The sequence below is a fragment of the Actinomadura formosensis genome, assembly GCF_050948385.1.
In the GTDB taxonomy this organism is placed as follows: domain Bacteria; phylum Actinomycetota; class Actinomycetes; order Streptosporangiales; family Streptosporangiaceae; genus Spirillospora; species Spirillospora formosensis.
On the sequence record NZ_CP192011.1, the window covers coordinates 3,525,714 to 3,547,524 of the forward strand.

Genomic DNA, 21,811 nt, shown 5'->3' on the forward strand with positions numbered 1-21,811 from the left:
GCCTGCGCGGCGGGGGGACGGCCTGATACGGTCACGCGCGGTCGACCTATGATCGCCGGGGGACGGCGCCCGGGGGATTCGGCGCCTCCCGCGAGGAGATGAGAGAGGCATGGCAGATATCACCGAGTCGCCCGAATGGTCCGCGCTGGCCGAGCATCACGCGACGCTCGCCGGGCGGCATCTGCGCGAGCTGTTCGCGGACGATCCGGGCCGCGTCGACCGCATGACGGTGACCGCCGGGGACCTCCACCTGGACTACTCCAAGCACCGGGTCACGAGCGAGACGATGACGCTGCTCGTGGCGCTCGCCGAGCGGGCCGGGCTGCGCGCCCGGATCGAGGCGATGTTCACCGGGGAGCACATCAACGTCAGCGAGGACCGCGCCGTCCTGCACACCGCGCTGCGCCTCCCGCCCGGTGAGGCCCTGACCGTGGACGGGCAGGACGTCGCCGGCGACGTGCACGCCGTCCTCGACAAGATGGCCGATTTCGCCGCCCGCGTCCGCTCGGGGGAGTGGACGGGCTTCACCGGCAAGCGCATCACCACCGTCGTCAACATCGGCATCGGCGGCTCGGACCTCGGCCCCGCCATGGCCTACGAGGCCCTCCAGGACTTCGCGGTTCTCCCCGGCGGAGCGGCTCCGGACGGTCGGCCCGGCGCGGGCGTCTCCTGCAGGTTCGTCTCCAACATCGATCCCGCCGACATCCTCGGCAAGCTCGCCGGGCTCGACCCCGAGCAGACCCTCTTCGTCATCAGCTCCAAGACGTTCGGGACGCTGGAGACCCTCACCAACGCCAAGGTCGCGCGGCGGTGGCTCACCGAGCGGCTCGGCGACGACAAGGCCGTCTCCCGGCACTTCGTCGCCGTCTCGACGAACGCCGAGCGGGTCGCCGGCTTCGGCATCGACCCCGCCAACATGTTCGGCTTCTGGGACTGGGTCGGCGGGCGGTACTCCTTCGACGGCGCCATCGGCCTGTCCCTGATGATCGCGATCGGCAGCGAGGCGTTCCGCGAGATGCTCGCCGGGTTCCGCGAAATCGACGAACACTTCCGCGGTGCGCCCTTCGAGGCGAACATGCCCGTGCTGATGGGGCTGCTCGGCGTCTGGTACACCGACTTCTTCGGCGCGCAGACCCGGGCCGTGCTGCCCTACAGCCAGCGGCTGTCGCGCTTCCCCGCCTACCTCCAGCAGCTCACGATGGAGTCCAACGGCAAGTCGGTGCGGGCCGACGGCGCGCCCGTCGTCGCGCAGACCGGCGAGATCTTCTGGGGCGAGCCCGGCACCAACGGCCAGCACGCCTTCTACCAGCTGCTGCACCAGGGCACCCGGCTCGTCCCGGCCGACTTCATCGGCTTCGCCGAGCCGTTCGAGGACCCGGCCGTGGACGGGGCGGCCGGCATGCACGACCTGCTGATCGCGAACATGCTCGCGCAGACCTCGGCGCTCGCGTTCGGCAAGACCGCCGAGGAGATCGCCGCCGAGGGCACGCCCGCCGCGCTCGTCCCGCACAAGGTCATGCCGGGCAACCGCCCGACCAGCACGATCCTCGTGCCGAAGCTCACCCCGAAGACCCTCGGCTCGCTCGTCGCGCTCTACGAGCACATCGTGTTCGTCGAGGGGACGATCTGGGGCATCGACTCCTTCGACCAGTGGGGCGTCGAACTCGGCAAGGTCATGGCGATGGACCTCGCGCCCGCGCTCACCTCGCCGGAGCCGCCGTCCGGGGCGCCCGACCCGTCCACGGCCGCACTCGTCCGCCGGTACCGGGAGCTGCGCGGCCGCCGGGTCTGACCCGCGCACGAGAAAGGGCCCGCCGGCCGCGCCGGCGGGCCCGCCCGCCGATCAGGCGCGGGCGCCCGGCAAGGGCCCCTCGGCCCAGCCCTGGGACTTCAGGATCGCGCGGAACTCCTCGTAGGAGATGAACCCGTCGAGGTTGCCGTCCGCCCGCTCGAACCTGTCCTGGGTCTCGGCACGCGTCCAGGCGAGCCCGAGCTCGTCGAGCACGAGCGTGAACTCCATCAGGTCGAGCTTCTGGTCGCCGCCGAGGTCCGCACGCGTGAACAGCGCAAGAAGGTCGTCCTCGGTCGGTCGTGTCGTCATCTCGCTCCTCGTTCCGTCTGAATGTAGCCACGCATCATGTCACAGGGAGCGAGCCGGACCCTATGCAAAACGCCGCAGGAAGACCCCCGTTCCCCGGCTATTCATCCCCGGTCAGTTCGGGGACGCGGTGCCGGTAGCGGGCCAGCAGCGCGGCGTTCCCCTCGTCGCCGCCGGGGACGTTCGCGCTCGTCCAGCGCGGCAGGTCCACGCCGCGCGCCGCCGCGAGGTCGTCGAGGTCGGCCAGTACCCGCGCCCACGCGTACGCGGCGAGGACGGTGGACACCGCCGCGGTGCGCGGCGCCGCCGCCGGATGCAGCACGTCGCCGGGCGGGACGCGGGTGTCCAGCACGATCTCGGCGTGGTCGGCCAGCGTCGTCCGCGTCCGCGCCGCCGCGCCCTGCGACGCCCGCGCCGAGGTCACCGCGATGACCGGCACGCCCCGCGCCGCGCACTCCGCCGCGACCTCGACCGGATACGGGTTGCGGCCGCTGGTGGAGAACACCACCGCCACGTCGGGCGGGGCCGGCGCCGCCCGGCCGGCCACGGCGCGCCCCACCCCCGCCTCCCGCTCCATGCGGGTGCTGCGCACCGCGTCGTCGAGCGGGAGGCCGGACGGCGACGGCCCGGGAAGCCCCTACAACGTCGACGTCTACGACAACGACGGCGCCTATTTCGCCGCGATGGGCGGCCCGGCGTTCCGCGAGCAGCTCACCAAGATGAAGATGTTCCGCAAGTCGTTCACGTTCGGCAAGCGCGGCTGGCTCACCGCCGAGCTCGCCGCCCGTGACCACGACGGCGACGGCAGGCCGGACCGGCCGCCGGCGCTCACCTCCCGCGAGGGCGTCGCGCACCTGGAGGAGCCGAGCCATCAGGCGGGCGTCGTCTTCGGCGGGCGGCGGGGCGGCTCCTGGGACTACCCGGACGGCCGGATCAACGGTTACTCGCCCGCGGGCTGCAAGACCAACTTCCCGTGGGCCTCGGGCGGCGACTTCGCCAGGCCGGAGTGCGAGTGGGCGGACGTCCGCACCGACTCCAACGGCTTCTACTACATGTCGATCATGGACTACCGGCAGGTGGCGCCGCACAACAACGTCTTCGTCCACGGCCACCGGAAGGTCGCCATGGACGGCTACAACCGGTACAAGTACCGGGGCTCCGGCCTGCTGTACTGCAACCTGGCCACCGGCAAGTACGAACCGTACTCCGCCGGGACGGGCAACGGCGTCAACGCGATCTTCATGACCGACGACCGCCGGTATGCGGCGATGCCGGGCACCGAGTACCTGATGGAGAGCGAGTGCGGCCTCAAGAAGGGCGGCGCGATCGTCTCGACGGTCGACCTGCGGCCCGAACTGCTGCCGTCGGAGCCTTACACGTTCGCGGTCGAGCGGCGCGGCGGCGCGTACACGATGGAGATGTCCGGAGTGTTCGCGCACGCCGGCCGCGCCACCTTCCGGTACACCCGCGCGTTCGTGCAGGACGGTGAGCCGATCTGGCACTACAACCAGCGGCCGGAGGAGTACGACGGCCGGTTCAACGCCGACTGGAAGTGGGAGGGCCGCGGCGGGACGCTCATCGACCGCGACACCTGGCCCGCCGGATCCGGCTACCCGGACCGGTTCATGATCGGTGATCCGCACATGAACTTCTACGAGGGAAGTGCCCAGGTGGACGACATCCGCCTGTACGTTCCGAGGTAGCAACCGGATATCGAAGGCGCGGGCCCGGAGCCCATGGCGATGTGCCCGCGCCTTGCCTTGGGGGCTTCGTGACTCAGCAGACCGCGCCCGGCCGGGCGCCCCAGCCGTCCGTCGCCGACCCCTGCGCCGAGCGGGGGCCGGCGGGGGAGCGGCTGCGCGGGGATGGTGCGGGCCCGCCGCTCGATGTGTTCCTGTCCGGCCGGGTCTTCATGGACATGATCTTCACGGGGCTGCCCGGGCCGCCGCAGCCCGGCGCCGAGATCGCCGCCGGCGGGCTCGGCTCGGCGCCGGGCGGCGCGGCCAACATCGCGGTCGCGATGAGCCGGCTCGGCCTGCGGGTCGGCCTCGCGGCGCCGTTCGGCGACGACATGTTCGGCGCCTACCTGTGGCGGACGCTCGCCGAGCAGGAGGGCATCGACCTCGGGCCGTCGCGGCGGGTGCCGGGCTGGTCCACGCCGGTGACGGTGTCGATGGCCTACGACTCCGACCGCAGCATGGTGACGTTCGCGCAGCCCGACCCGTGCCCGCCGGGCGACCTCGGCGGGCCGCCGCCGGCCGCGCGGGCGTGCTTCGTGGACGTCGACCGCCCCGTGCCGCCGTGGGCGGCGGGGATGCGCGAGCGCGGCGCGCTGGTATTCGGCGACCTCGGCTGGGATCAGACCGGCGCCTGGCCGGCCGAGGTCCTCAACCGGCTCGCGCACGTGGACGTGTTCCTCCCGAACGCCGCCGAGGCGATGTCCTACACCCGCACGCGGACCCCGGCGGACGCCGCCGAGGCGCTCGCCGAGCGGGTGCCGCTGGTGGTGGTCAAGCGCGGCGGTGACGGCGCCATCGCGCTGGACGCGGCGACGGGGGAGCGGGCCGAGGTCGCCGCGCTGCCCGTCGAGGCGGTCGACCCGACCGGCGCGGGCGATGTGTTCTCCGCCGGGTTCGTGTTCGCCACCCTCGCGGGACTGCCGCTCGCCGAGCGGCTCCGGTTCGCGAACCTGTGCGCCGGGCTGTCGGTGCGGCACCTCAGCGGCTCGCTCGGCTCGCCCTGCTGGGGGGACATCGCCGCGTTCGGCGAGTCCGGGGAGGTGCCCGAGTCCGTCCTGGCGGAGTACGCGTTCGTGGTCCCGTTCATCCCGGACACCGCCGGTGACCCGGTCGTCCGCGCCGAGCCCACCCTGCGGGGAAAGCGCTGACCGCGGCTACGGCGCGGGGTACGGCTCCGGGACGGCGCGGTACTCCTGCGGGCTGACGCCGTGCTCGCGCTTGAACGCCGTGCTCAACGCGAACGCGGTGGCGTAGCCGACCCGGCGCGCCACCGCGTCCAGCGTCGCGTCGCTCTCGCGCAGCAGGTCGGCGGCCTGCGCGAGCCGGACGCCGGTCAGGTACGCCATGGGCGGCTCGCCGACCAGTTTCGTGAACCGCTGCGCGAGCGCCGCGCGGGACGCCCCGACCCGGGCCGCCAGCCCGGCGACGGTCCACGGGTGCGCCGGGTCGGCGTGCAGCAGCCGCAGCGCCGGGCCGACGACCGGGTCGCCGTGGGCGCGGTACCAGCCGGGCGCCTCGGCGTCCGGGCGGGCGAACCAGGCGCGCAGCGTCTGGATGAGCAGCAGGTCGAGCAGCCGGTCGAGGACGACCTCCTGGCCGGGCTCGTCCCGGCCGATCTCGTCGGCGAGGACGCCGGCGAGCGGCGACCGGAGGGCATCGCCGGGCACGACCGCGATCGGCGGCAGCGCGGCCAGCAGCCGCCGGGTGACGGCGCCGCGCATCGGATAGGTGCCGATCAGCATGACCGCCGGCCCGTCCGGGGCGTTGCCCCAGGCCCGGACGCCGAGGGCCATCTCCCGCGACAGGCTCGTCCCGTCCGGGGCGGTGCAGACCTGCCCGGGGTGGACGACGACCCGCGGCTCGGTCGCCGGGTCGTCGCTGACCGTGTACGGGTCCGGCCCCCGGAAGATCACCATGTCGCCCGGGCGGGCGCGCCGCGGCTCCCCGCCGTCCGGGATGAGCCACGCGTCGTCCCCGACCATGGACATCAGGGTCAGCGGCGCCTCGTCCTGGATCCGGATCGACCAGGGCGGGGCGAGGGTGGAGCGGAGCAGGAACGCCCCCCGGGCGCGCGGACCGTCGAGGAGGTCGGCCAGAGCGTCCATGCGGCAAGCGTAGACGCTCGCGTATGCGGGCGAGCGCCTCGGCGATGTCCGCCGGGACCGCCCGCCGGTTGACTCGGGGACATGACGAACACCGTGATCGAGACGGAAACCGCCGCGACCGGCAGCTGGAACACCTGATCGGAAGAGCCTCCATGAAATTCTCCTTCGCCGCCGTGTCGGCGGTCCTGTCCATCGTCATGGCGGCCGGAATGGCCGGGACGTTCTTCGGCTTCTCGTCCGGGGTGATGCCGGGCCTGAACGCGGCGAAGCCGGGCTCGGCGATCGACGCCATGCAGGGCGTCAACCAGAAGATCCAGAATCCGGTCTTCATCGCCGCGTTCCTGCTGGTGCCGGTGCTGGCGATCACGGCGGGAGCACTGCTGCTGTCCCTCGGCCGCAAGCCCGCGGCCGCCCTCTTCTTCGCCGCCGCCGCGGTGTACCTCGCCGGCGCGCTCCTCCCGAGCTTCGCGGTGAACATCCCGATGAACGAGAGCCTGGACCGCGTCACGGTTCCGGGTGACCCGGCCGAGGCGGCACGGATCTGGTCGGACTACGCGGGCCGCTGGACGGCCTGGAACACCGTCCGCGCCCTCGCCTCCTGGGCGAGCCTCCTCGCGATGAGCCTCGGCCTCTACCTCTGGGGCGCCGACACCTGACCGGCCGCCGCCGCGGGGACGGGGCTTACGATCACGGGATGGGCGGTGTCTACGCAATCAGCGATCTGCACGTGGGCTTCCCGGAGAACCGCGCGTTCGTCGAGGGGCTGCGACCGGCCGCCGGCGGCGACTGGCTGATCGTCGCCGGCGACGTAGCCGAGCGGTTCTCCGACGTGGAGTGGGCGCTCCGCACGCTGCGCGAGCGGTTCGCGACCGTGATCTGGACGCCGGGCAACCACGAGCTGTGGACCGTGAAGGACGACCCGGTGCGGCTGCGCGGCGAGGCCCGCTACCGCGGGCTCGTCGACATGTGCCGCGCCGCGGGCGTCCTGACCCCGGAGGACCCGTATCCGGTGTGGGAGGGCGACGGCGGCCCCGTGACGATCGCGCCCCTGTTCGTCCTGTACGACTACACGTTCCGGCCCGAGGGGACGTCCACCAAGGAAGAGGCCCTGGCGGTCGCGCACGAGGCGGGCGTCGTGTGCACCGACGAGGTCTATCTTCACCCGGACCCGCACCCTTCACGGGACGCCTGGTGCGATGCCCGCGTCACCTACACCGAGGCGCGGCTGGCCGCCCTGGAGCCGGGGACGCGGACCGTGCTCGTCAACCACTGGCCGCTCGTCCGCGAGCCCACCCGCGTCCTGTGGTACCCGGAGTTCGCGCAGTGGTGCGGCACCGAGCGCACCGCCGACTGGCACGACCGGTTCGGGGCGGCGTCGGTCGTCTACGGGCACCTGCACATTCCCCGGACGATCTGGACCGGCGGCGTCCCGCACATCGAGGTGTCGGTCGGCTATCCCCGCGAATGGCGCAAACGGGGAGGGGCGCCGCGCGGGCCGCGCCGTGTCCTGCCCGTCCCGGAGACGGGCTGACCTACCGCCTGCCCGGCACCATTCCGGTGGCGGCGAGCGACAGCAGCCGGCCCGCGGCCTCCGGTTCCCGCTCGGTGACCGCCGCGATCGCGCCGGTCAGCCACAGGACGTCGGTGAACGCCGCGTCCGCGGGCGCGTCCCCGGACCGCTGCGCGCGGGCGAACAGCGCCTCGCCCGCCTCGCACATCGCCCGGCGGGACGGCTCGGGCCGCTCGTCGCGCAGCGACACCACCGCCGAGGCCGCCATGCCGCGGAACACCGTCACCTGTGAGATGAACGCCCGCAGCCACGTCATCAGCGCCTCGCCGGGGGCGGGGGAGAGCAGCAGGTCGCGGGCCGCCGCGGCGAGCTCGGCGTAGACGTCCGCGAGCAGCGCCTCCAGGAGGTGCTGGCGGGTCGGGAAGTGGCGGTAGAGCGTCCCGATGCCGACGCCGGCGAGCCGGGCGACGCCCTCCAGGGACGCATCGGCCCCGTCGCGCTGGAACGTCTCGCGGGCCGCGGCGAGCAGCCGCGCGCGATTGCGGCGCACGTCGGCGCGCACCGCACGGGCGGGGGCCTTCGGCGTGTCGTCGCTGGTCACGTGGGTCGTCGGTCCTTTCCCGGCGGGGCTGGGGTCTGCGGCGGTACAAGGGAATCCGCGGCTTTGGAACGGTCCCTCGATACTATCCGCGCCGACAGCCCCGGCCCGCGCCGGGATGCGCGGGTCCGCCGCGGACGCCACCGCGGCGGACCCGCGCGGCCGTCAGGAGCCGGACGGGGAAAGCGGCAGGTAGACCTGCCCGCCCGCGGCCTTGAACTCCTCGGCCTTCTCCCGCATCCCGGCGGTGAGTGCCTCGCCGGCGGCCAGCCCGCGCTCGTCGGCGTACCGCCGGACGTCCCGGGTGATCTTCATCGAGCAGAAGTGCGGGCCGCACATCGAGCAGAAGTGCGCGGTCTTCGCCGGCGCCGCCGGCAGCGTCGCGTCATGGAACGCGCGGGCCGTGTCCGGGTCGAGGGACAGGTTGAACTGGTCCTCCCACCGGAAGTCGAACCGCGCGTCCGACAGCGCGTCGTCCCACGCCTGCGCCCCCGGATGCCCCTTCGCCAGATCGGCGGCATGCGCGGCGATCTTGTAGGCGATCACGCCGGCCTTGACGTCGTCGCGGTCCGGCAGCCCGAGATGCTCCTTCGGCGTGACGTAGCAGAGCATCGCGGTCCCGTACCAGCCGATCATCGCGGCGCCGATCGCCGAGGTGATGTGGTCGTAGCCGGGCGCGATGTCGGTCGTCAGCGGCCCGAGCGTGTAGAACGGCGCCCCGTCGCACCACTCCTGCTGCAGGTCGACGTTCTCCTTGATCTTGTGCATCGGGACGTGGCCCGGCCCCTCGTTCATCACCTGGTTGCCGTACTCGGCCGCGATCCTCGTCAGCTCGCCCTGCGTGCGCAGCTCGGCGAACTGCGCCTCGTCGTTGGCGTCCGCGATCGAGCCGGGGCGCAGGCCGTCCCCGAGCGACCAGGTGATGTCGTAGGCGGCGAAGATCTCGCACAGCTCCCGGAAACGGGTGTAGAGAAAGTTCTCCTTGTGGTGCGCCAGGCACCACGCGGCCATGATCGACCCGCCCCGCGACACGATCCCGGTCTTGCGCCGCGCCGTCAGCGGCACGTACGGCAGCAGGACGCCGGCGTGCACGGTCATGTAGTCCACGCCCTGCTCGGCCTGCTCGATCACCGTGTCGCGGAAGACCTCGTAGGTCAGCTCCGCCGGATCACCGCCGACCTTCTCCACCGCCTGATACAGCGGGACGGTCCCGACCGGCACCGGCGAGTTCCGCAGGATCCACTCCCGTGTCGTGTGGATGTCCCTGCCGGTCGACAGGTCCATGATCGTGTCGGCGCCCCACCGGGTCGCCCACGTCATCTTCTCGACCTCGTCCTCGATCGACGACGCCACCGCCGAGTTGCCGATGTTGGCGTTCACCTTGACGAGGAAGTTCCGGCCGATGACCATCGGCTCGATCTCCGGGTGGTTGACGTTCGCGGGCAGCACCGCCCGCCCCGCCGCCAGCTCGTCGCGGACGAACTCCGGCGGCACGCCCTCCCGCAGCGCGGCGAACTCCATCTCCGGCGTGATCTCCCCGCGCGCCGCGTAGGCGCGCTGTGTCACCGCGCCCCCGGTCGCCCGCCGGGGCCGGCGCGGCGGGAAATGCTCGCGGGCCCCCTGCGAGGTGCCGCCCTGCGCACCCCCCGCAGGAGCGGTCCGGGCGGGTGACGGCCGCCGCCCGTCGTCCTCGGGCCGCACGGCCCGCCCGTCGTACGGGGCCGTGTCGCCGCGCTCGGCGATCCACGCCTCCCGCAGCGCGGGCAGCCCCCTGCGGACGTCGGTGTCCTGCTCCGGATCGGTATACGGCCCCGACGTGTCGTACAGGACGACGACGTCCCCGTTGGTCAGCGGCACCTCCCGCATCGGAACCCGGATGTCCGGGCGCGAACCCTGAAGGTAGGTCTTGCGGGCGGCTGGAACCACACGTTCTGTCATGACGACTCGATCTCTCCCTACGCCGGCATTACCCGGTCAGGTTCATGCGGTCAGCGGCCGTCCCAGCCGCTATCTCAGCCCGGTTCGCCGGGCCCCCGCGATCTGTCGTGCCCGACGCTAACCCGGCACACCCCGGTTGCCGCAACCGCCGATCATGGGATAGAACGCGCCCGCGCGACGGCCTGAGAGGATCACCTCATGTCCGACCTTCACCAAGAGTTCACGCTGACCCCGGTGGGGTATGTCTCCTCGCCGCTGACCGACCGGGCGTCCGCGCCCAAGCAGGGAACGGAGGGCGCCCCCGAGGCGTGGCTGGTCTTCGAGCCGGACGTCCTCCCGGCGCTGGAGGGCCTGCGCGCGGGCGACCGGATCTTCGTGCTGACCTGGCTGCACCGGTCGGCCCGCGACGTCCTGCGCGTCCACCCGCGCGACGACGCGCGGGCTCCGCTGCGCGGCGTGTTCGCGACCCGGTCCCCGGACCGCCCGAACCCGATCGGCCTGCACCCGGTCGAGGTCCTGCAGGTCACCGGCCACCGCGTCCGCGTCCGCGACCTGGAGGCCCTGGACGGCACCCCCGTCCTGGACGTGAAGCCGATCCTCGCCCGCGAGCCGGGCACGTGACGCCGGGCGGCCGCGCCCGCGCCCGCGGGCGCCGTCAGCCCACCGCGGCAAGGTAGAGCAGACCCGCCAGGGTGGACGCCGAGCCGATCTCCCCGCGCGCCGCGAGCGCGGGGACCGATGCCAGCGGCACCCACTCGATCCGCTCGGCCTCCACGTCGGCCGGCTCGCCGACGCGCTCGGCGCCGTCCGCCCGGTAGATGTGATGGATGCCATCGTGAACACCCGGTGAGGGCCGTACGTCGAGCAGGTGCCGCAGCGTCCCGGCGCGGTATCCGGTCTCCTCGATCAGCTCCCGCGCGGCCGCCTCGGCGGGATCTTCGCCCGGTTCGACCCGTCCGCCGGGAATCTCCCAACCCCATTGGCCGGTGATGAACCGGTGCCGCCAGATCAGCAGGACCCGGCCGTCCCCGTCGACCGCCGCGACGCCCGCGGCGGGCCGCACCCGCAGGAGGTGGTGGTCGAACCGGCGTCCGTCCGGCAGTTCGACATCGGCCAGCCTCACGCTCATCCAGGGGCTGTCGTAGACCGACCTCTCCCCGTGCACCGTCCAACGCATGGACGGACGCTATCGGGGTCTTTCGAACCCTTACCGGTAGGGTCAGGATCTAGGGGGAGCTGGGGGAGGCGAACGCGTCGGTGAGCACAGTGCAGGAGGCCCCGCAGGACCGGATCTTCACGGTGCCCAACATGCTCAGCATGGCACGGCTCGTGGGTGTCCCGCTGTTCCTTTGGCTCATTCTGGTGGAGGCGGACTGGTGGGCGCTCGGCGTGCTGGTGTTCGCCGGCCTGTCCGACTGGCTGGACGGGAAGCTGGCGCGGGCGCTGAACCAGACCAGCAGGCTCGGCGTGGTGCTCGACCCGGCCGCCGACCGCCTCTACATCCTGGCCACGCTCGTCGGGCTCACCATCCGTGACGTCATCCCGCTGTGGTTGGTGCTGCTGCTGGTCGCCCGCGAGTTCGCGATCCTGCCGATAGCGCCGATCATCCGGAGGCTGGGGTACGCCAGCACGCTTCCCGTCCATTTCATCGGGAAGGCGGGCACCATGTGCCTGCTGTACGCCTTCCCGCTGCTGCTGCTGGGCGACCATGACGGCGGTGCGGCGACGGTGGCGAAGGTCATCGGATGGTCCTTCGCCATCTGGGGAACGGGCCTGTACTGGTGGGCGGCCGTCCTCTACTGGACGCAGACGCGGCAACTGGTGCTGGCCGGCCGCGGCTCGTCCCCGGCCCCCGAGCCGGTACCGGGGGCGGGGCCGGCACGAGAGCCGGACGGCCGGGGCGTCCCGCGCGCGGAACCGCCGGCCGGCGACCAGAAGGGAGCTGAGACCCCCCGATGAAGGCCGTCGTGATGGCGGGTGGCGAGGGGACGCGGCTGCGTCCGATGACCGCCAACCAGCCCAAGCCGCTGCTGCCGCTGGTCAACCGGCCGATCATGGAGCATGTGCTCCGGCTGCTGAAGAAGCACGGGTTCACCGAGACGGTCGTCACCGTCCAGTTCCTGGCCGCGCTGATCCGCAACTACTTCGGCGACGGCGAGGAACTCGGCATGTCGCTCAGCTACGCGACGGAGGAGATCCCGCTCGGTACGGCCGGCAGCGTCAAGAACGCCGAGGAGGCGCTGCGCGACGAGCGGTTCCTCGTCATCTCCGGGGACGCGCTCACCGACATCGACCTCACCGACATGGTGCGGTTCCACAAGGAGAACGACGCGCTCGTCACCATCGGGCTCAAGCGGGTCCCCAACCCGCTGGAGTTCGGCATCATCATCGTGGACGACGAGGGCCGCGTGCAGCGGTTCCTGGAGAAGCCCACCTGGGGCCAGGTCTTCTCCGACACCGTCAACACCGGCATCTACGTGATGGAACCGGAGGTCCTCGAACACGTCGCCGAGGGCGAGCCGGTCGACTGGTCCGGTGATGTGTTCCCCAAGCTGCTTTCCGAAGGCGCCCGCCTGTTCGGGTACGTGGCCGACTGCTACTGGGAGGACGTCGGCACCCACGAGAGCTACCTCAAGGCCCAGGCGGACATGCTGTCCGGTCAGGTCGGCATCGACCTGGGCGGGTTCGAGATGTCCCCGGGCGTGTGGGTCGCCGAAGGCGCCGAAGTGGACGCCGAGGCCGTCCTCAAGGGCCCCCTCTACATCGGCGACTACGCGAAGGTCGAGGCGGGCGTCGAACTGCGCGAGTTCACCGTCCTGGGCAGCAACGTCGTGGTGAAGGAAGGCGCTTTCCTGCACCGGGCCATCGTCCACGACAACGTGTTCGTCGCGCCGTCCACGAACCTGCGCGGCTGCGTCATCGGCAAGAACACCGACATCATGGCGGGCGCCCGCGTCGAGGAGGGCGCGGTCATCGGGGACGAGTGCGTCATCGAGGCGGAGGCGTACGTCTCCAGCGGGGTGAAGGTCTACCCGTTCAAGACGATCGAGGCCGGCGCGGTCGTCAACACCAGCGTCATCTGGGAGTCGCGCGGGCAGCGCAACCTGTTCGGGCCGCGCGGCGTGTCCGGGCTCGTCAACGTGGAGATCACGCCGGAGCTGGCGGTCCGGCTCGCCAGCGCCTACGCGACGACGCTGAAGAAGGGCTCGACGGTCGTCACCGGACGCGACGTCTCCCGCGCCGCCCGCACCCTCAAACGCGCGGTGAACAGCGCCCTGACCGCCAGCGCGATCAACGTCAACGACCTGGAGGCGACACCGCTGACCGTCACCCGGTTCGAGACCGGGCGGGAGGACGCCGCCGGCGGCATCTACATCCGCACCACGCTCGGCGACCCCCAGGGCGTCGACATCCTGTTCCTCGACCCGGGCGGCGCCGACCTGTCGCTGGCGGCGCAGCGCAAGCTGGAGCGCGTCTTCGGCCGCCAGGAGTACCGGCGCGCGTTCCCCGGCGAGATCGCCGAGCTGACCTACCCGCCGCGCGTCGTGGAGAGCTACACCCGCGACCTGCTGCGCCGCGTCGACATGCGGGGCGTCCGCGAGGCCGAGCTGAAGATCGTCCTGGACTGTGCGGGCGGCGTCGCCTCGCTCGTCCTGCCGAACCTGCTCGGCAAGGTCGGCGTGGAGGTCCTCACCCGCAACGCCGGGCTGGACGAGGCCAACCCGACCGAGACGCTCGCCGAGCGGATGCGCGACCTGGAGCGGCTCGGCGTCCTCGTCTCGTCGGCGCGGGCCGCGTTCGGCGTCCGGTTCGATCCGGTGGGGGAGCGGATCTCCCTGGTCGACGAGAACGGCGAGCTGGTCGGCGACGAGCGGGCCCTGCTGGTGATGCTCGACCTGGTCGCGGCGGAGCGGCGCGGCGGCAAGGTGGCGCTGCCGGTGACGACGACGCGGGTCGCCGAGCAGGTGTGCCGGTTCCACGGCGTGCAGGTCGAGTGGACCTCCACCTCCCAGGACGTCCTGACCAAGGCCGCCGCGCAGCCCAGCGTGATCTTCGCGGGGGACGGCCGGGGCGGCTTCCTGATGCCCGAGTTCAGCGGCACCGTGGACGGGATCGCGGCGTTCGTCCGGCTCGTCGGGCTCGTGGCGCGGACGCGGCTGACGCTGTCGCAGATCGACCGCCGCATCCCCGCGGCGCATCTGCTGCGCCGTTCCGTCCCGACGCCCTGGGCGGCCAAGGGCAGCGTCATGCGGCACGTCGTCGAGGCCGCCGGGGTGCGCACGATCGACACCACCGACGGCGTCCGCGTGGTCGAGGACGACGGACGCTGGACCCTCGTCCTGCCCGACCCGGCCGAGGCGGTCACGCACCTGTGGGCCGAGGGGCCGGACGCGGACGCCGCCCAGGCGCTGCTGGAGGAATGGGCCGCCGTCGTCGAGCGCGCGGGCACCTGAACGCCCGCGGCGCGGCGCCGGGTCAGTCGACGGGGAAGTCGTCGGGGCCGCCCGCGGCGATCTCGGCGAGGACGTCCAGCGCGTGCGCCAGGGTGTCCCGCGGCGGTGAGGCGAGGCCGATGCGGACCGCGCGGGGGGCGGCGCCCGTCCCGGCGACGAACGCGGCGGCGGGCGTGACGGCGATCCCGCGCCGCGCGGCCGCCGCCACGAACGTCTCCGCCCGCCACCGCGGCGGCAGGTCCCACCAGCAGAAGTAGGAGCACGGGCCGGACCGGACGGCGGCGCCCGCGAGACGTTCGGCGACGATCCGCCGCCGGGCGGCGGCGTCCGCGCGTTTGGCGCGCGTCACCGCCTCGACCGTGCCGTCGGCCATCCACCCGGTCGCCGCCTCCAGCGCGAAGCGCGAGGGGCCCCACGCGCCCGACCGCAGCGCGGCGGCCACCCGCCCGGCCAGCGGCGCGGGCGGGACGGCGAACCCGAGGGTCAGGCCGGGCGCGAGCCGCTTGGACAGGCTGTCGACCAGCACGGTGCGCCGCCCGGCCAGGGCCGCCAGCGGTTCCGGCCCGTCCGCGCGCAGGAACGCCCAGACGCGGTCCTCGATCGCGTGGAGGCCGAGCCGCTCCAGGGCGGCGGCGAGTTCCGCGCGGCGCCGCTCCGGCATCGTCGTCCCCAGCGGGTTGTGCAGCGTCGGCTGGACGTAGAGGGCGCCGAGCGGGGCGGCGCGGTGCGCGGCGGCGAGGGCGTCGGGGCGCAGCCCGTGCTCGTCGGCCGGGATCGGGACGAGCGTGACGCCGAGCCGCGCCGCGATGCCCTTGATCACCGGATAGGTCAGTGCCTCGACGGCGAGCCGGCCGCCCGGCGGGACGAGCGCGGCCACGGCGCCCGCGAGCGCCTGCCGGCCGTTGCCGGCGAACAGGATCCGGGACGGCTCGGGGGCCAGGCCGGGCGTGGCCAGCAGCGCCGCCGCGGCCTCGCGGGCGGCGGGGGTGCCCGCGACGCCGGTGGGGCCGAGCGCGGCGGCGAGGACGTCCGGGCGCAGCAGCCGCTCCATCCCGGCGGCCGGCAGCGTGCCCTGTTCGGGCACCAGGGGATAGCTCAGCTCAAGGTCGACGGGCGCACCGGCCGGCTCCGCCAGCGCCGGGACGGCGGGGCGCTCGGCCGCGCGGACGAACGTGCCGCGCCCGACCTCGCCGACCACGAGGCCGCGCCCGGCCAGCTCCCGGTACACGCGGCTCGCCGTGGAGGCGGCGATGCCCCGCTGGCGGGCGAACGCGCGCTGCGGCGGCAGCCGGTCACCGGGGCGCAGCCGGCCCGCCGCGATGTCGGCCGCCACCTGATCGGCGACCCGGCGAAAGTCCTCCACCCGTCCTCCATTTATATTGCACCGAGATCAATTTAGATTATTGCACCGAGAAAGGAGGAGTTCTAGCATCGGATCATTCGACTTCATCGGGAGTGCAATGATCTCGCTCAGCGCCGCCGCGGCGATCGCCGTCGTCGCCCTCGGCCTCGTTCTCACGCCCGGACCCAACATGATCTACCTCGTATCGCGGTCGGTGGCGCAGGGCCGCCGCGCCGGGCTGATCTCCCTGTGCGGCGTCGCCGCGGGATTCCTCGTCTACCTCGCCGCCGCCACCGCGGGCATCACCGCGGTCTTCACGCTCGTCCCGGCGCTCTACACGGCGGTCAAGCTGGCCGGCGCGGGCTACCTGCTCTGGCTCGCCTGGCAGGCGCTGCGGCCGGGCGGGACGACCGCGTTCGCGCCGAAGGACCTGCCCGCCGACCCGCCCCGCCGCCTGTTCACCATGGGCCTGGTCACCAACCTGCTCAACCCGAAGATCGCGATCCTGTACGTGTCGCTGCTGCCGCAGTTCCTCGACCCGGAGCGCGGCCACCTCGCCGCGCAGAGCCTGCTCCTCGGCCTCGTCCAGAGCGTCATCGCGCTCATCGTCAACGGCCTCATCGTCCTCGGCGCCGGCGGCATCGCCGTCTTCCTGGCACGCCGGCCCGGCTGGCAGCGCGTCCAGCGGTACCTGATGGGCTCCGTCCTCGCCGGACTGGCCCTGCACATCGGTCTCCGCCCCGCCACCACCTGACCCGTGTCCGGTTCGCCGGTCCTTGCCATCATGGGGCGGTGCATGATGAGGCGGTGAACGCACGACGGGACGACCTCGGTGACCCCCGTCCGGACGGACCGGCACGCCCGCCCGCCCGGCGGCGGCCCGACGCCTCCATGTCGCTCCTGGCCGACCTGTTCGCCGGGAAGCTGCTCGACCACGGCTACGCGGAGGCCGCCGCCCGCCGCGCCGCCGGCGGCACCGGGCCGCGGGCCGGGCGGCTGCGGGGCGCCGGGGTCCTGCTCGTCCTCGTCCTCACCGGGACCCTGATCGCGGTCGCCGTCGCCGAGGTGCGCCGCAGCGAGCCCGTGGCCGCCGAGCGGCGGTCCCGGCTGGTCGAGGCGATCCACGCGCGCACCGCCGAGACGGACGCTCTCCAGCGCCGCCTCGACCGGCTGCGCGCCGACACCGAGCGGACCCGGACCGCCGTGCTGGCCCGCAGCGACACCGGGCGCCGCGTCCGGGGCCGGCTGGCCCGCGCCGCCGCCGCGGCGGCCGCGCTGCCCGCCGCCGGGGCCGGGATCGTGGTGACGCTCGCCGACGCCCCGCGTCCCGATCCCGCCGGGCGAGACCGCGCCGCCGGCGGCCGCGTCTACGACCAGGATCTCCAGGTCCTGGTGAACGGGCTCTGGGCGGCCGGCGCCGCGGCCATCGGCGTCAACGGGCAGCGGATCACGCCGACCACCGCGATCCGCGCCGCCGGCGAGGCGATCCTCGTCGACTACCGGCCGCTCACCGGGCCCTACGAGGTGACGGCGCTCGGCGACCCCGCCCGGTTGCGGGACGCCCTCGCGGGCTCGGCCGCCGACCGGCGGCTCGGCGCGCTGCGCGAGCGGTTCGGGATCCGGTACGAGGTGCGCCGCACGTCCGGGGCGCGGCTGCCCGCGGCGGGGACCGCCCGGCTGCGGTACGCCGCCCCCCGTACGGAGGACGGCCAGTGAGCGGGGGAGAGGTGACCCGGCGATGATCGCGCTGATCGGTCTCGTCATCGGCGTGGCGCTGGGCTTCATGCTCCAGCCGGACGTTCCGCTCTGGCTGGAGCCCTACCTGCCGATCGCGATCGTCGCCGCGCTCGACGCCATGGTCGGCGGTGTCCGGGCCCGGCTGGAGGGCATCTTCGACGAGAAGGTCTTCGTGGTCTCCTTCGTGGGCAACACCGTCATCGCGGCGCTGATCGTCTTCCTCGGCGACCAGCTCGGCGTCGGCTCGCAGCTGTCCACCGGCGTCGTGGTCGTCCTCGGCATCCGGATCTTCTCCAACGTGGCCGGCATCCGGCGGAAGCTGTTCGGCGCATGACCGGCGGTGAGCGCGAGGAGGAGCGCGAGGAGGAGCGCCGGGAGGAGCGCCCGGCCGGGCCGAGGGGCCCGCGCGGACTCCTCGCCCTGCTGCGTCCGCGCGCCGGCGCCGGCCAGATCGCGGGCGGGCTGCTGTGCCTCGTGCTCGGCTTCGCGGTCGCCGCCCAGGTGCAGTCGACCAAGCACGACACCACGTTCGCCACCGCCCGGCAGGACGAGCTCGTCGGCGTCCTGGCCGATCTGGGCCAGCGGTCCGAGCGGCTGAGGGCCGATCTGCGCGATCTGGAGGACACCAAGGCCCAGCTGGAACGGGACGCCGAGGGCGGCACCGCGCTGGAGGACGCACGCGAGCGGGCGACCACCTACGGCCTCCTCGCCGGGACGCTCCCGGCCGAGGGCCCCGGCATCGAACTGCTGATCGGCGACCCCGGGCACGGGGTCAAGGCGATCGACCTGCTGGACGCGCTGCAGGAACTCCGCGACGCCGGCGCCGAGGTCGTCCAGGTCAACGACGTTCGCGTCGGCGTCGACACCTACTTCCTGGACGGCCGGAACGGCGTCCAGGCGGACGGGGAGTCCCTGTCCGCCCCGTACCGCTTCCTGGCCATCGGCGATGCCCATACGATGACCACGGCGCTCAACATCCCGGGCGGCCTCGTCCGCACGCTGCGGGGCGCCGGGGCCACCGTCCTGATCACACCGCGCGCGAAAGTGACCATCGGCGCGGTACGGTCTCCCTAGAGGGAGCGGGGAGCAGCGAAACTCGGGTCGCCGGCCCGGGCGCCGCGATCGCGGCGGTCCGCGCGGCGGCGTAGATCTGCGATCATCGGGGAAGGTAGTTTGGTCCAGCCGGTTCACCGCTCCGGTTGACCCCTCGGGTGATCCCGCGTAAGTTGCGGCGACCGTCGCGTGAGCGGGCGGTGAGTTGGACCGTTGCCGGGGCGGGTCCCCGGCGTGGGTTGGGTGAAGGATGCGCGTGGCGCAGGCGGCCCCCGCTGCGGCGGGAGGTCCGCGGGCGGCACGCCGATGGTAGGAGGCCGAGCCGATCGATGCCGAGCGTCTACTGCACGCAGTGCGGTCACGCCAACCCGGATGATGCCCGCTTCTGCTCGAACTGTGGCACTCCGCTGACCCGGGGGCCGGCCGCGCCGCCGCCGTACCGCGAGTCGCCCGGAGAGTCCACGTCCACCATCTCCATCGGCGGGTTCGAGGCCCTGGACACCGACACGGGCGCCGAGGAGCAGCCGGTCGGCCCCGACCAGATGGCGATGGAGGCGCTCCCCCCGGGCACCGCGCTCCTCGTCGTCAAGCGCGGCCCGAACGCCGGCAGCCGCTTCCTCCTCGACAAGGACCGCACGTCCGCCGGGCGGCACCCCGAGAGCGACATCTTCCTGGACGACGTCACCGTGTCCCGCCGGCACGCCGAGTTCGCCCGCCAGGGCGGCACCTTCTCCGTCCGGGACGTGGGCAGCCTCAACGGCACCTACGTCAACCGGCAGCGGATCGACCAGGCCGGCCTGTCCGGCGGCGACGAGGTGCAGATCGGCAAGTTCCGGCTGGTGTTCCTCACCAACCCGGCGCACGGCTGACGGAACGGGAGGGGCGTTGAAGGCGGAGCCGGCCCGGTCCCTGATGACGATCGGGGACGTGCTCGGGCTGCTCAGGCCCGAGTTCCCCGACATCACCATCTCCAAGATCAGGTTCCTGGAGTCCGAGGGGCTCGTCGAACCGCAGCGCAGCCCCTCCGGCTACCGCAAGTTCGGCGCCGCCGACGTGGAACGGCTCCGGTTCGTCCTCACCGCGCAGCGCGACCACTACATGCCGCTGCGGGTGATCCGGCAGCACCTGGAGGCGCGCGACCGCGGCGAGAACGTCCCGCCGCTCGGCGCCCGCGAGCCGCTCGGTGCCCGCGAGCCGTCCCGGCGCCGCCCCCGCACCCTCGTGGCGGCCGACACCACCGCGGCGGACCCGGCCGTCCGCCTCACCCGCCGCCAGCTCCTGGACGGCGCCGGCATCGACGAGGCGCTGCTGACCCGGCTGGAGGAGTACGGGCTCGTCCACCGCACCGGGGGCCACTACGAGGGCGAGGCGCTGAACATCGCGCGGATCGCCGCCGCGCTCGGCGAGTTCGGCTTCGAGGTCCGGCACCTGCGCGCCGTGAAGGCCGCCGCCGACCGGCAGGTCGGGCTGATCGAGCAGATGGTCGCGCCGCAGCTGCGCCGCCGCAGCAGGGGCGCCCACGAGCAGGCCGCCGAAACCGCCCGGGAGATCGCCGCGCTGTCGGTCAGGCTCCATGCGGCGCTGGTCAACGCGGGTCTCCGTGAAAGCCTCGACCATTGATCATGGCCGCCGCGGAGGATATTCCCGCGCCTGCGGCACGACGAGGTGCCCGAGCCGGGGTGTACGTTGGCTACAGGGTTCGGTCAGGGATCGATCCGCTGCACGTGGTGATCGAGACAGCGAGAACCAGCAGGGAGCCGCAGTGAAGCAGATGGAGGTCGTCGGCGTCCGGGTCGAGATGCCCTCCAATCAGCCGATCGTCCTGTTGAAGGAGACGGAGGGCGATCGGTACCTGCCCATCTGGATCGGGGCGGTCGAAGCGACCGCGATCGCCTTCGCGCAGCAGGGGGTGCTGCCCGCCCGGCCGCTCACCCACGACCTGTTCCGCGACGTCCTGGACGCCCTCAGCGTCCAGTTGCGCACCGTCAACATCACGGCCCTGCGCGAGGGCATCTTCTTTGCCGACCTGATCTTCTCCAACGGCGTCGAGGTGAGCGCCCGCCCGTCCGACTCCATCGCCCTGGCCCTGCGCACCGGCGCCACGATCTTCGCCAGCGACGACGTCCTCGAAGAGGCCGGCGTCGCCATTCCCGACGAGCAGGAGGACGAGGTCGAGAAGTTCCGCGAATTCCTCGACACGATCTCGCCGGAGGACTTCGGCCGGGCCGGCTGATCGCCCGGGCCGCGCGGCGCCCTCCCCGGCCGCTCGCCTGACCGCGTGGTGGTCCCGGGCGTTGTGCATGCGTGCGAAACCCCTGGTCGAGGGGTGGAAAGACGGGCCGGCGAGACCCTGATCGCGCGCCTTGCCCCGGCCCAGAACGGCGCTCCAGCGCCCGGTGCGAGGGCAAAGCAGGAGAATACAGCGGTTTTCCGTGGGGGAGCATCGGGGTAGGAGTGCGTTGGCGGCCAAGGTGCGCGGTTTGCCCACGTGAAGCCGGTTCATCCGGGCATGCGACGCGCCGACGGTGAACGTTGACCACACTCTGACCGGCACCTACCGTGCTGGTGGAACACCCGTGGTGTAATTCGTCAAACCCCCTTGACGAAGCGCCACGGGATGATAGAAGCCGGAGGTCCGCGTGGCGGTGAGCAGCGGCGAGGGCAAGGCGACCCCCGACAGGCACATGGCGTCCCGCCGTGCCGGAGAGCAGGGTCTGCTCTTCGACACGCAGGTGTCGGTGCCGCCGGAGGATGTCGGCTACCGCGGCCCGACGGCGTGCGCCGCGGCGGGGATCACCTACCGGCAGCTCGACTACTGGGCGCGGACGAAACTGGTGGAGCCGAGCGTGCGCGCGGCGCACGGGTCGGGCAGCCAGCGGCTGTACAGCTTCCGCGACATCCTCGTGCTCAAGGTCGTGAAGCGGCTGCTGGACACGGGCGTGTCGCTGCAGCAGATACGCACCGCCGTGACGCACCTGCGTGATCGCGGGGTCGAGGACCTCGCGCGGATCACGCTGATGAGCGACGGCGTGAGCGTCTACGAGTGCACGTCGGCGGATGAGGTCGTCGATCTCCTCCAGGGCGGCCAGGGCGTGTTCGGCATAGCGCTCGGCCGGGTGTGGCAGGAGGTGGAGGGCAGCCTGGCGGAACTCCCCGGGGAACGCGCGGCCGCGGACCCTACGGAACACCCCCACGATGAGCTCGCCGACCGGCGGCGGGCGCGCCGCACCGGCTGAC

At 73.2% G+C, this 21,811-nt stretch carries 23 protein-coding genes and 1 riboswitch; of the genes, 16 read left to right on the forward strand and 7 right to left on the reverse strand.

Going from position 1 to position 21,811, the window contains the following annotated elements; all coding sequences use genetic code 11:
- Nucleotides 1–109 precede the first annotated feature (109 nt).
- Nucleotides 110–1,792 (forward strand): glucose-6-phosphate isomerase, encoded by a 1,683-nt coding sequence (gene pgi / locus ACQP1N_RS16590; protein ID WP_433232371.1) that lies wholly within the window; start codon nt 110–112, stop codon nt 1,790–1,792.
- Between the two features lie 51 nt (nt 1,793–1,843).
- Here pgi and ACQP1N_RS16595 read toward each other — a convergent pair whose 3' ends face one another.
- Both ACQP1N_RS16595 and ACQP1N_RS16600 read right to left on the reverse strand, forming a co-directional pair.
- Nucleotides 1,844–2,101 carry an EF-hand domain-containing protein gene (locus tag ACQP1N_RS16595; RefSeq protein ID WP_067803810.1) on the reverse strand — a complete coding sequence of 86 codons (258 nt, stop codon included), beginning with the start codon at nt 2,099–2,101 and terminating at the stop codon, nt 1,844–1,846.
- Nucleotides 2,102–2,198: 97 nt separating this feature from the next.
- Nucleotides 2,199–2,657: an SIS domain-containing protein gene (locus ACQP1N_RS16600; RefSeq protein WP_433232375.1), complete on the reverse strand. Its 459-nt coding sequence runs from the start codon at nt 2,655–2,657 to the stop codon at nt 2,199–2,201.
- A gap of 16 nt (nt 2,658–2,673) precedes the next feature.
- On the opposite strand from ACQP1N_RS16600, the gene ACQP1N_RS16605 reads away from it, so the two are divergent.
- Nucleotides 2,674–3,801, forward strand: a complete 1,128-nt coding sequence (locus tag ACQP1N_RS16605) for a hypothetical protein (protein WP_433232378.1) — start codon at nt 2,674–2,676, stop codon at nt 3,799–3,801.
- A gap of 68 nt (nt 3,802–3,869) precedes the next feature.
- The gene (locus tag ACQP1N_RS16610) at nt 3,870–4,985 is read left to right on the forward strand and encodes a carbohydrate kinase family protein (RefSeq protein ID WP_067803819.1); all 1,116 of its coding nucleotides are present in this window, start codon (nt 3,870–3,872) and stop codon (nt 4,983–4,985) included.
- A 6-nt stretch (nt 4,986–4,991) separates the two neighbouring features.
- Here ACQP1N_RS16610 and ACQP1N_RS16615 read toward each other — a convergent pair whose 3' ends face one another.
- Complete coding sequence (locus ACQP1N_RS16615; RefSeq protein WP_433232381.1) at nt 4,992–5,942, reverse strand: cupin domain-containing protein; 951 nt, start codon at nt 5,940–5,942, stop codon at nt 4,992–4,994.
- A gap of 152 nt (nt 5,943–6,094) precedes the next feature.
- Here ACQP1N_RS16615 and ACQP1N_RS16620 point away from each other — a divergent pair, with 152 nt between their 5' ends.
- On the forward strand, nt 6,095–6,598 hold the full coding sequence (locus ACQP1N_RS16620) for a DUF1772 domain-containing protein (protein ID WP_433232384.1): 504 nt from the start codon (nt 6,095–6,097) through the stop codon (nt 6,596–6,598).
- A gap of 38 nt (nt 6,599–6,636) precedes the next feature.
- Complete coding sequence (locus ACQP1N_RS16625; protein ID WP_067803828.1) at nt 6,637–7,473, forward strand: metallophosphoesterase family protein; 837 nt, start codon at nt 6,637–6,639, stop codon at nt 7,471–7,473.
- A gap of 1 nt (nt 7,474) precedes the next feature.
- Here ACQP1N_RS16625 and ACQP1N_RS16630 read toward each other — a convergent pair whose 3' ends face one another.
- Both ACQP1N_RS16630 and thiC read right to left on the reverse strand, forming a co-directional pair.
- Nucleotides 7,475–8,053, reverse strand: a complete 579-nt coding sequence (locus ACQP1N_RS16630) for a TetR/AcrR family transcriptional regulator (protein ID WP_433232388.1) — start codon at nt 8,051–8,053, stop codon at nt 7,475–7,477.
- A gap of 162 nt (nt 8,054–8,215) precedes the next feature.
- The gene (thiC, locus tag ACQP1N_RS16635; protein WP_433232391.1) at nt 8,216–9,988 is read right to left on the reverse strand and encodes a phosphomethylpyrimidine synthase ThiC; all 1,773 of its coding nucleotides are present in this window, start codon (nt 9,986–9,988) and stop codon (nt 8,216–8,218) included.
- Nucleotides 9,984–10,097: riboswitch (TPP riboswitch) on the reverse strand. (Overlaps the previous gene by 5 nt.)
- Nucleotides 10,098–10,186: 89 nt before the next feature.
- Here thiC and tsaA point away from each other — a divergent pair.
- Nucleotides 10,187–10,609, forward strand: coding sequence for a tRNA (N6-threonylcarbamoyladenosine(37)-N6)-methyltransferase TrmO (tsaA, locus tag ACQP1N_RS16640; RefSeq protein ID WP_067803834.1), 423 nt, complete (start codon nt 10,187–10,189; stop codon nt 10,607–10,609).
- 34 nt (nt 10,610–10,643) lie between these two features.
- Here tsaA and ACQP1N_RS16645 read toward each other — a convergent pair whose 3' ends face one another.
- Nucleotides 10,644–11,165, reverse strand: coding sequence for an NUDIX hydrolase (locus ACQP1N_RS16645; RefSeq protein ID WP_067803837.1), 522 nt, complete (start codon nt 11,163–11,165; stop codon nt 10,644–10,646).
- A 131-nt stretch (nt 11,166–11,296) separates the two neighbouring features.
- Here ACQP1N_RS16645 and ACQP1N_RS16650 point away from each other — a divergent pair, with 131 nt between their 5' ends.
- Nucleotides 11,297–11,947 (forward strand): CDP-alcohol phosphatidyltransferase family protein, encoded by a 651-nt coding sequence (locus ACQP1N_RS16650; protein WP_433232732.1) that lies wholly within the window; start codon nt 11,297–11,299, stop codon nt 11,945–11,947.
- Nucleotides 11,944–14,442 (forward strand): sugar phosphate nucleotidyltransferase, encoded by a 2,499-nt coding sequence (locus ACQP1N_RS16655; protein ID WP_433232396.1) that lies wholly within the window; start codon nt 11,944–11,946, stop codon nt 14,440–14,442. Before ACQP1N_RS16650 ends, ACQP1N_RS16655 begins: the two co-directional genes overlap by 4 nt.
- A gap of 22 nt (nt 14,443–14,464) precedes the next feature.
- On the opposite strand, the gene ACQP1N_RS16660 is transcribed toward ACQP1N_RS16655, so the two are convergent.
- Nucleotides 14,465–15,805 (reverse strand): PLP-dependent aminotransferase family protein, encoded by a 1,341-nt coding sequence (locus ACQP1N_RS16660; RefSeq protein WP_433232399.1) that lies wholly within the window; start codon nt 15,803–15,805, stop codon nt 14,465–14,467.
- A 97-nt stretch (nt 15,806–15,902) separates the two neighbouring features.
- Between ACQP1N_RS16660 and ACQP1N_RS16665 the strand changes: the two genes are divergently transcribed.
- The 8 genes from ACQP1N_RS16665 to ACQP1N_RS16700 all read left to right on the forward strand — a co-directional run bounded on the left by ACQP1N_RS16665 (nt 15,903) and on the right by ACQP1N_RS16700 (nt 21,810).
- Nucleotides 15,903–16,538 carry a LysE family translocator gene (locus ACQP1N_RS16665; RefSeq protein WP_067808201.1) on the forward strand — a complete coding sequence of 212 codons (636 nt, stop codon included), beginning with the start codon at nt 15,903–15,905 and terminating at the stop codon, nt 16,536–16,538.
- A 53-nt stretch (nt 16,539–16,591) separates the two neighbouring features.
- A complete protein-coding gene (locus tag ACQP1N_RS16670; RefSeq protein WP_433232403.1) occupies nt 16,592–17,500 on the forward strand; it encodes a DUF881 domain-containing protein in 909 nt (302 codons plus the stop codon).
- Nucleotides 17,501–17,522: 22 nt separating this feature from the next.
- Entirely contained in the window at nt 17,523–17,855 is a 333-nt protein-coding gene (locus ACQP1N_RS16675; RefSeq protein ID WP_067804234.1) for a small basic family protein, read from the forward strand.
- On the forward strand, nt 17,852–18,595 hold the full coding sequence (locus ACQP1N_RS16680) for a DUF881 domain-containing protein (protein ID WP_067804237.1): 744 nt from the start codon (nt 17,852–17,854) through the stop codon (nt 18,593–18,595). The genes ACQP1N_RS16675 and ACQP1N_RS16680 overlap by 4 nt, the downstream gene beginning before the upstream one ends.
- A gap of 308 nt (nt 18,596–18,903) precedes the next feature.
- A complete protein-coding gene (locus ACQP1N_RS16685; RefSeq protein ID WP_067804240.1) occupies nt 18,904–19,443 on the forward strand; it encodes an FHA domain-containing protein in 540 nt (179 codons plus the stop codon).
- Nucleotides 19,444–19,459: 16 nt separating this feature from the next.
- Complete coding sequence (gene ftsR, locus ACQP1N_RS16690) at nt 19,460–20,194, forward strand: transcriptional regulator FtsR (protein ID WP_433232408.1); 735 nt, start codon at nt 19,460–19,462, stop codon at nt 20,192–20,194.
- 142 nt (nt 20,195–20,336) lie between these two features.
- Nucleotides 20,337–20,807, forward strand: coding sequence for a bifunctional nuclease family protein (locus ACQP1N_RS16695; protein ID WP_067804246.1), 471 nt, complete (start codon nt 20,337–20,339; stop codon nt 20,805–20,807).
- A 406-nt stretch (nt 20,808–21,213) separates the two neighbouring features.
- Nucleotides 21,214–21,810, forward strand: a complete 597-nt coding sequence (locus tag ACQP1N_RS16700; protein WP_174548891.1) for a MerR family transcriptional regulator — start codon at nt 21,214–21,216, stop codon at nt 21,808–21,810.
- The last annotated feature ends 1 nt before the right edge of the window (nt 21,811 follow it).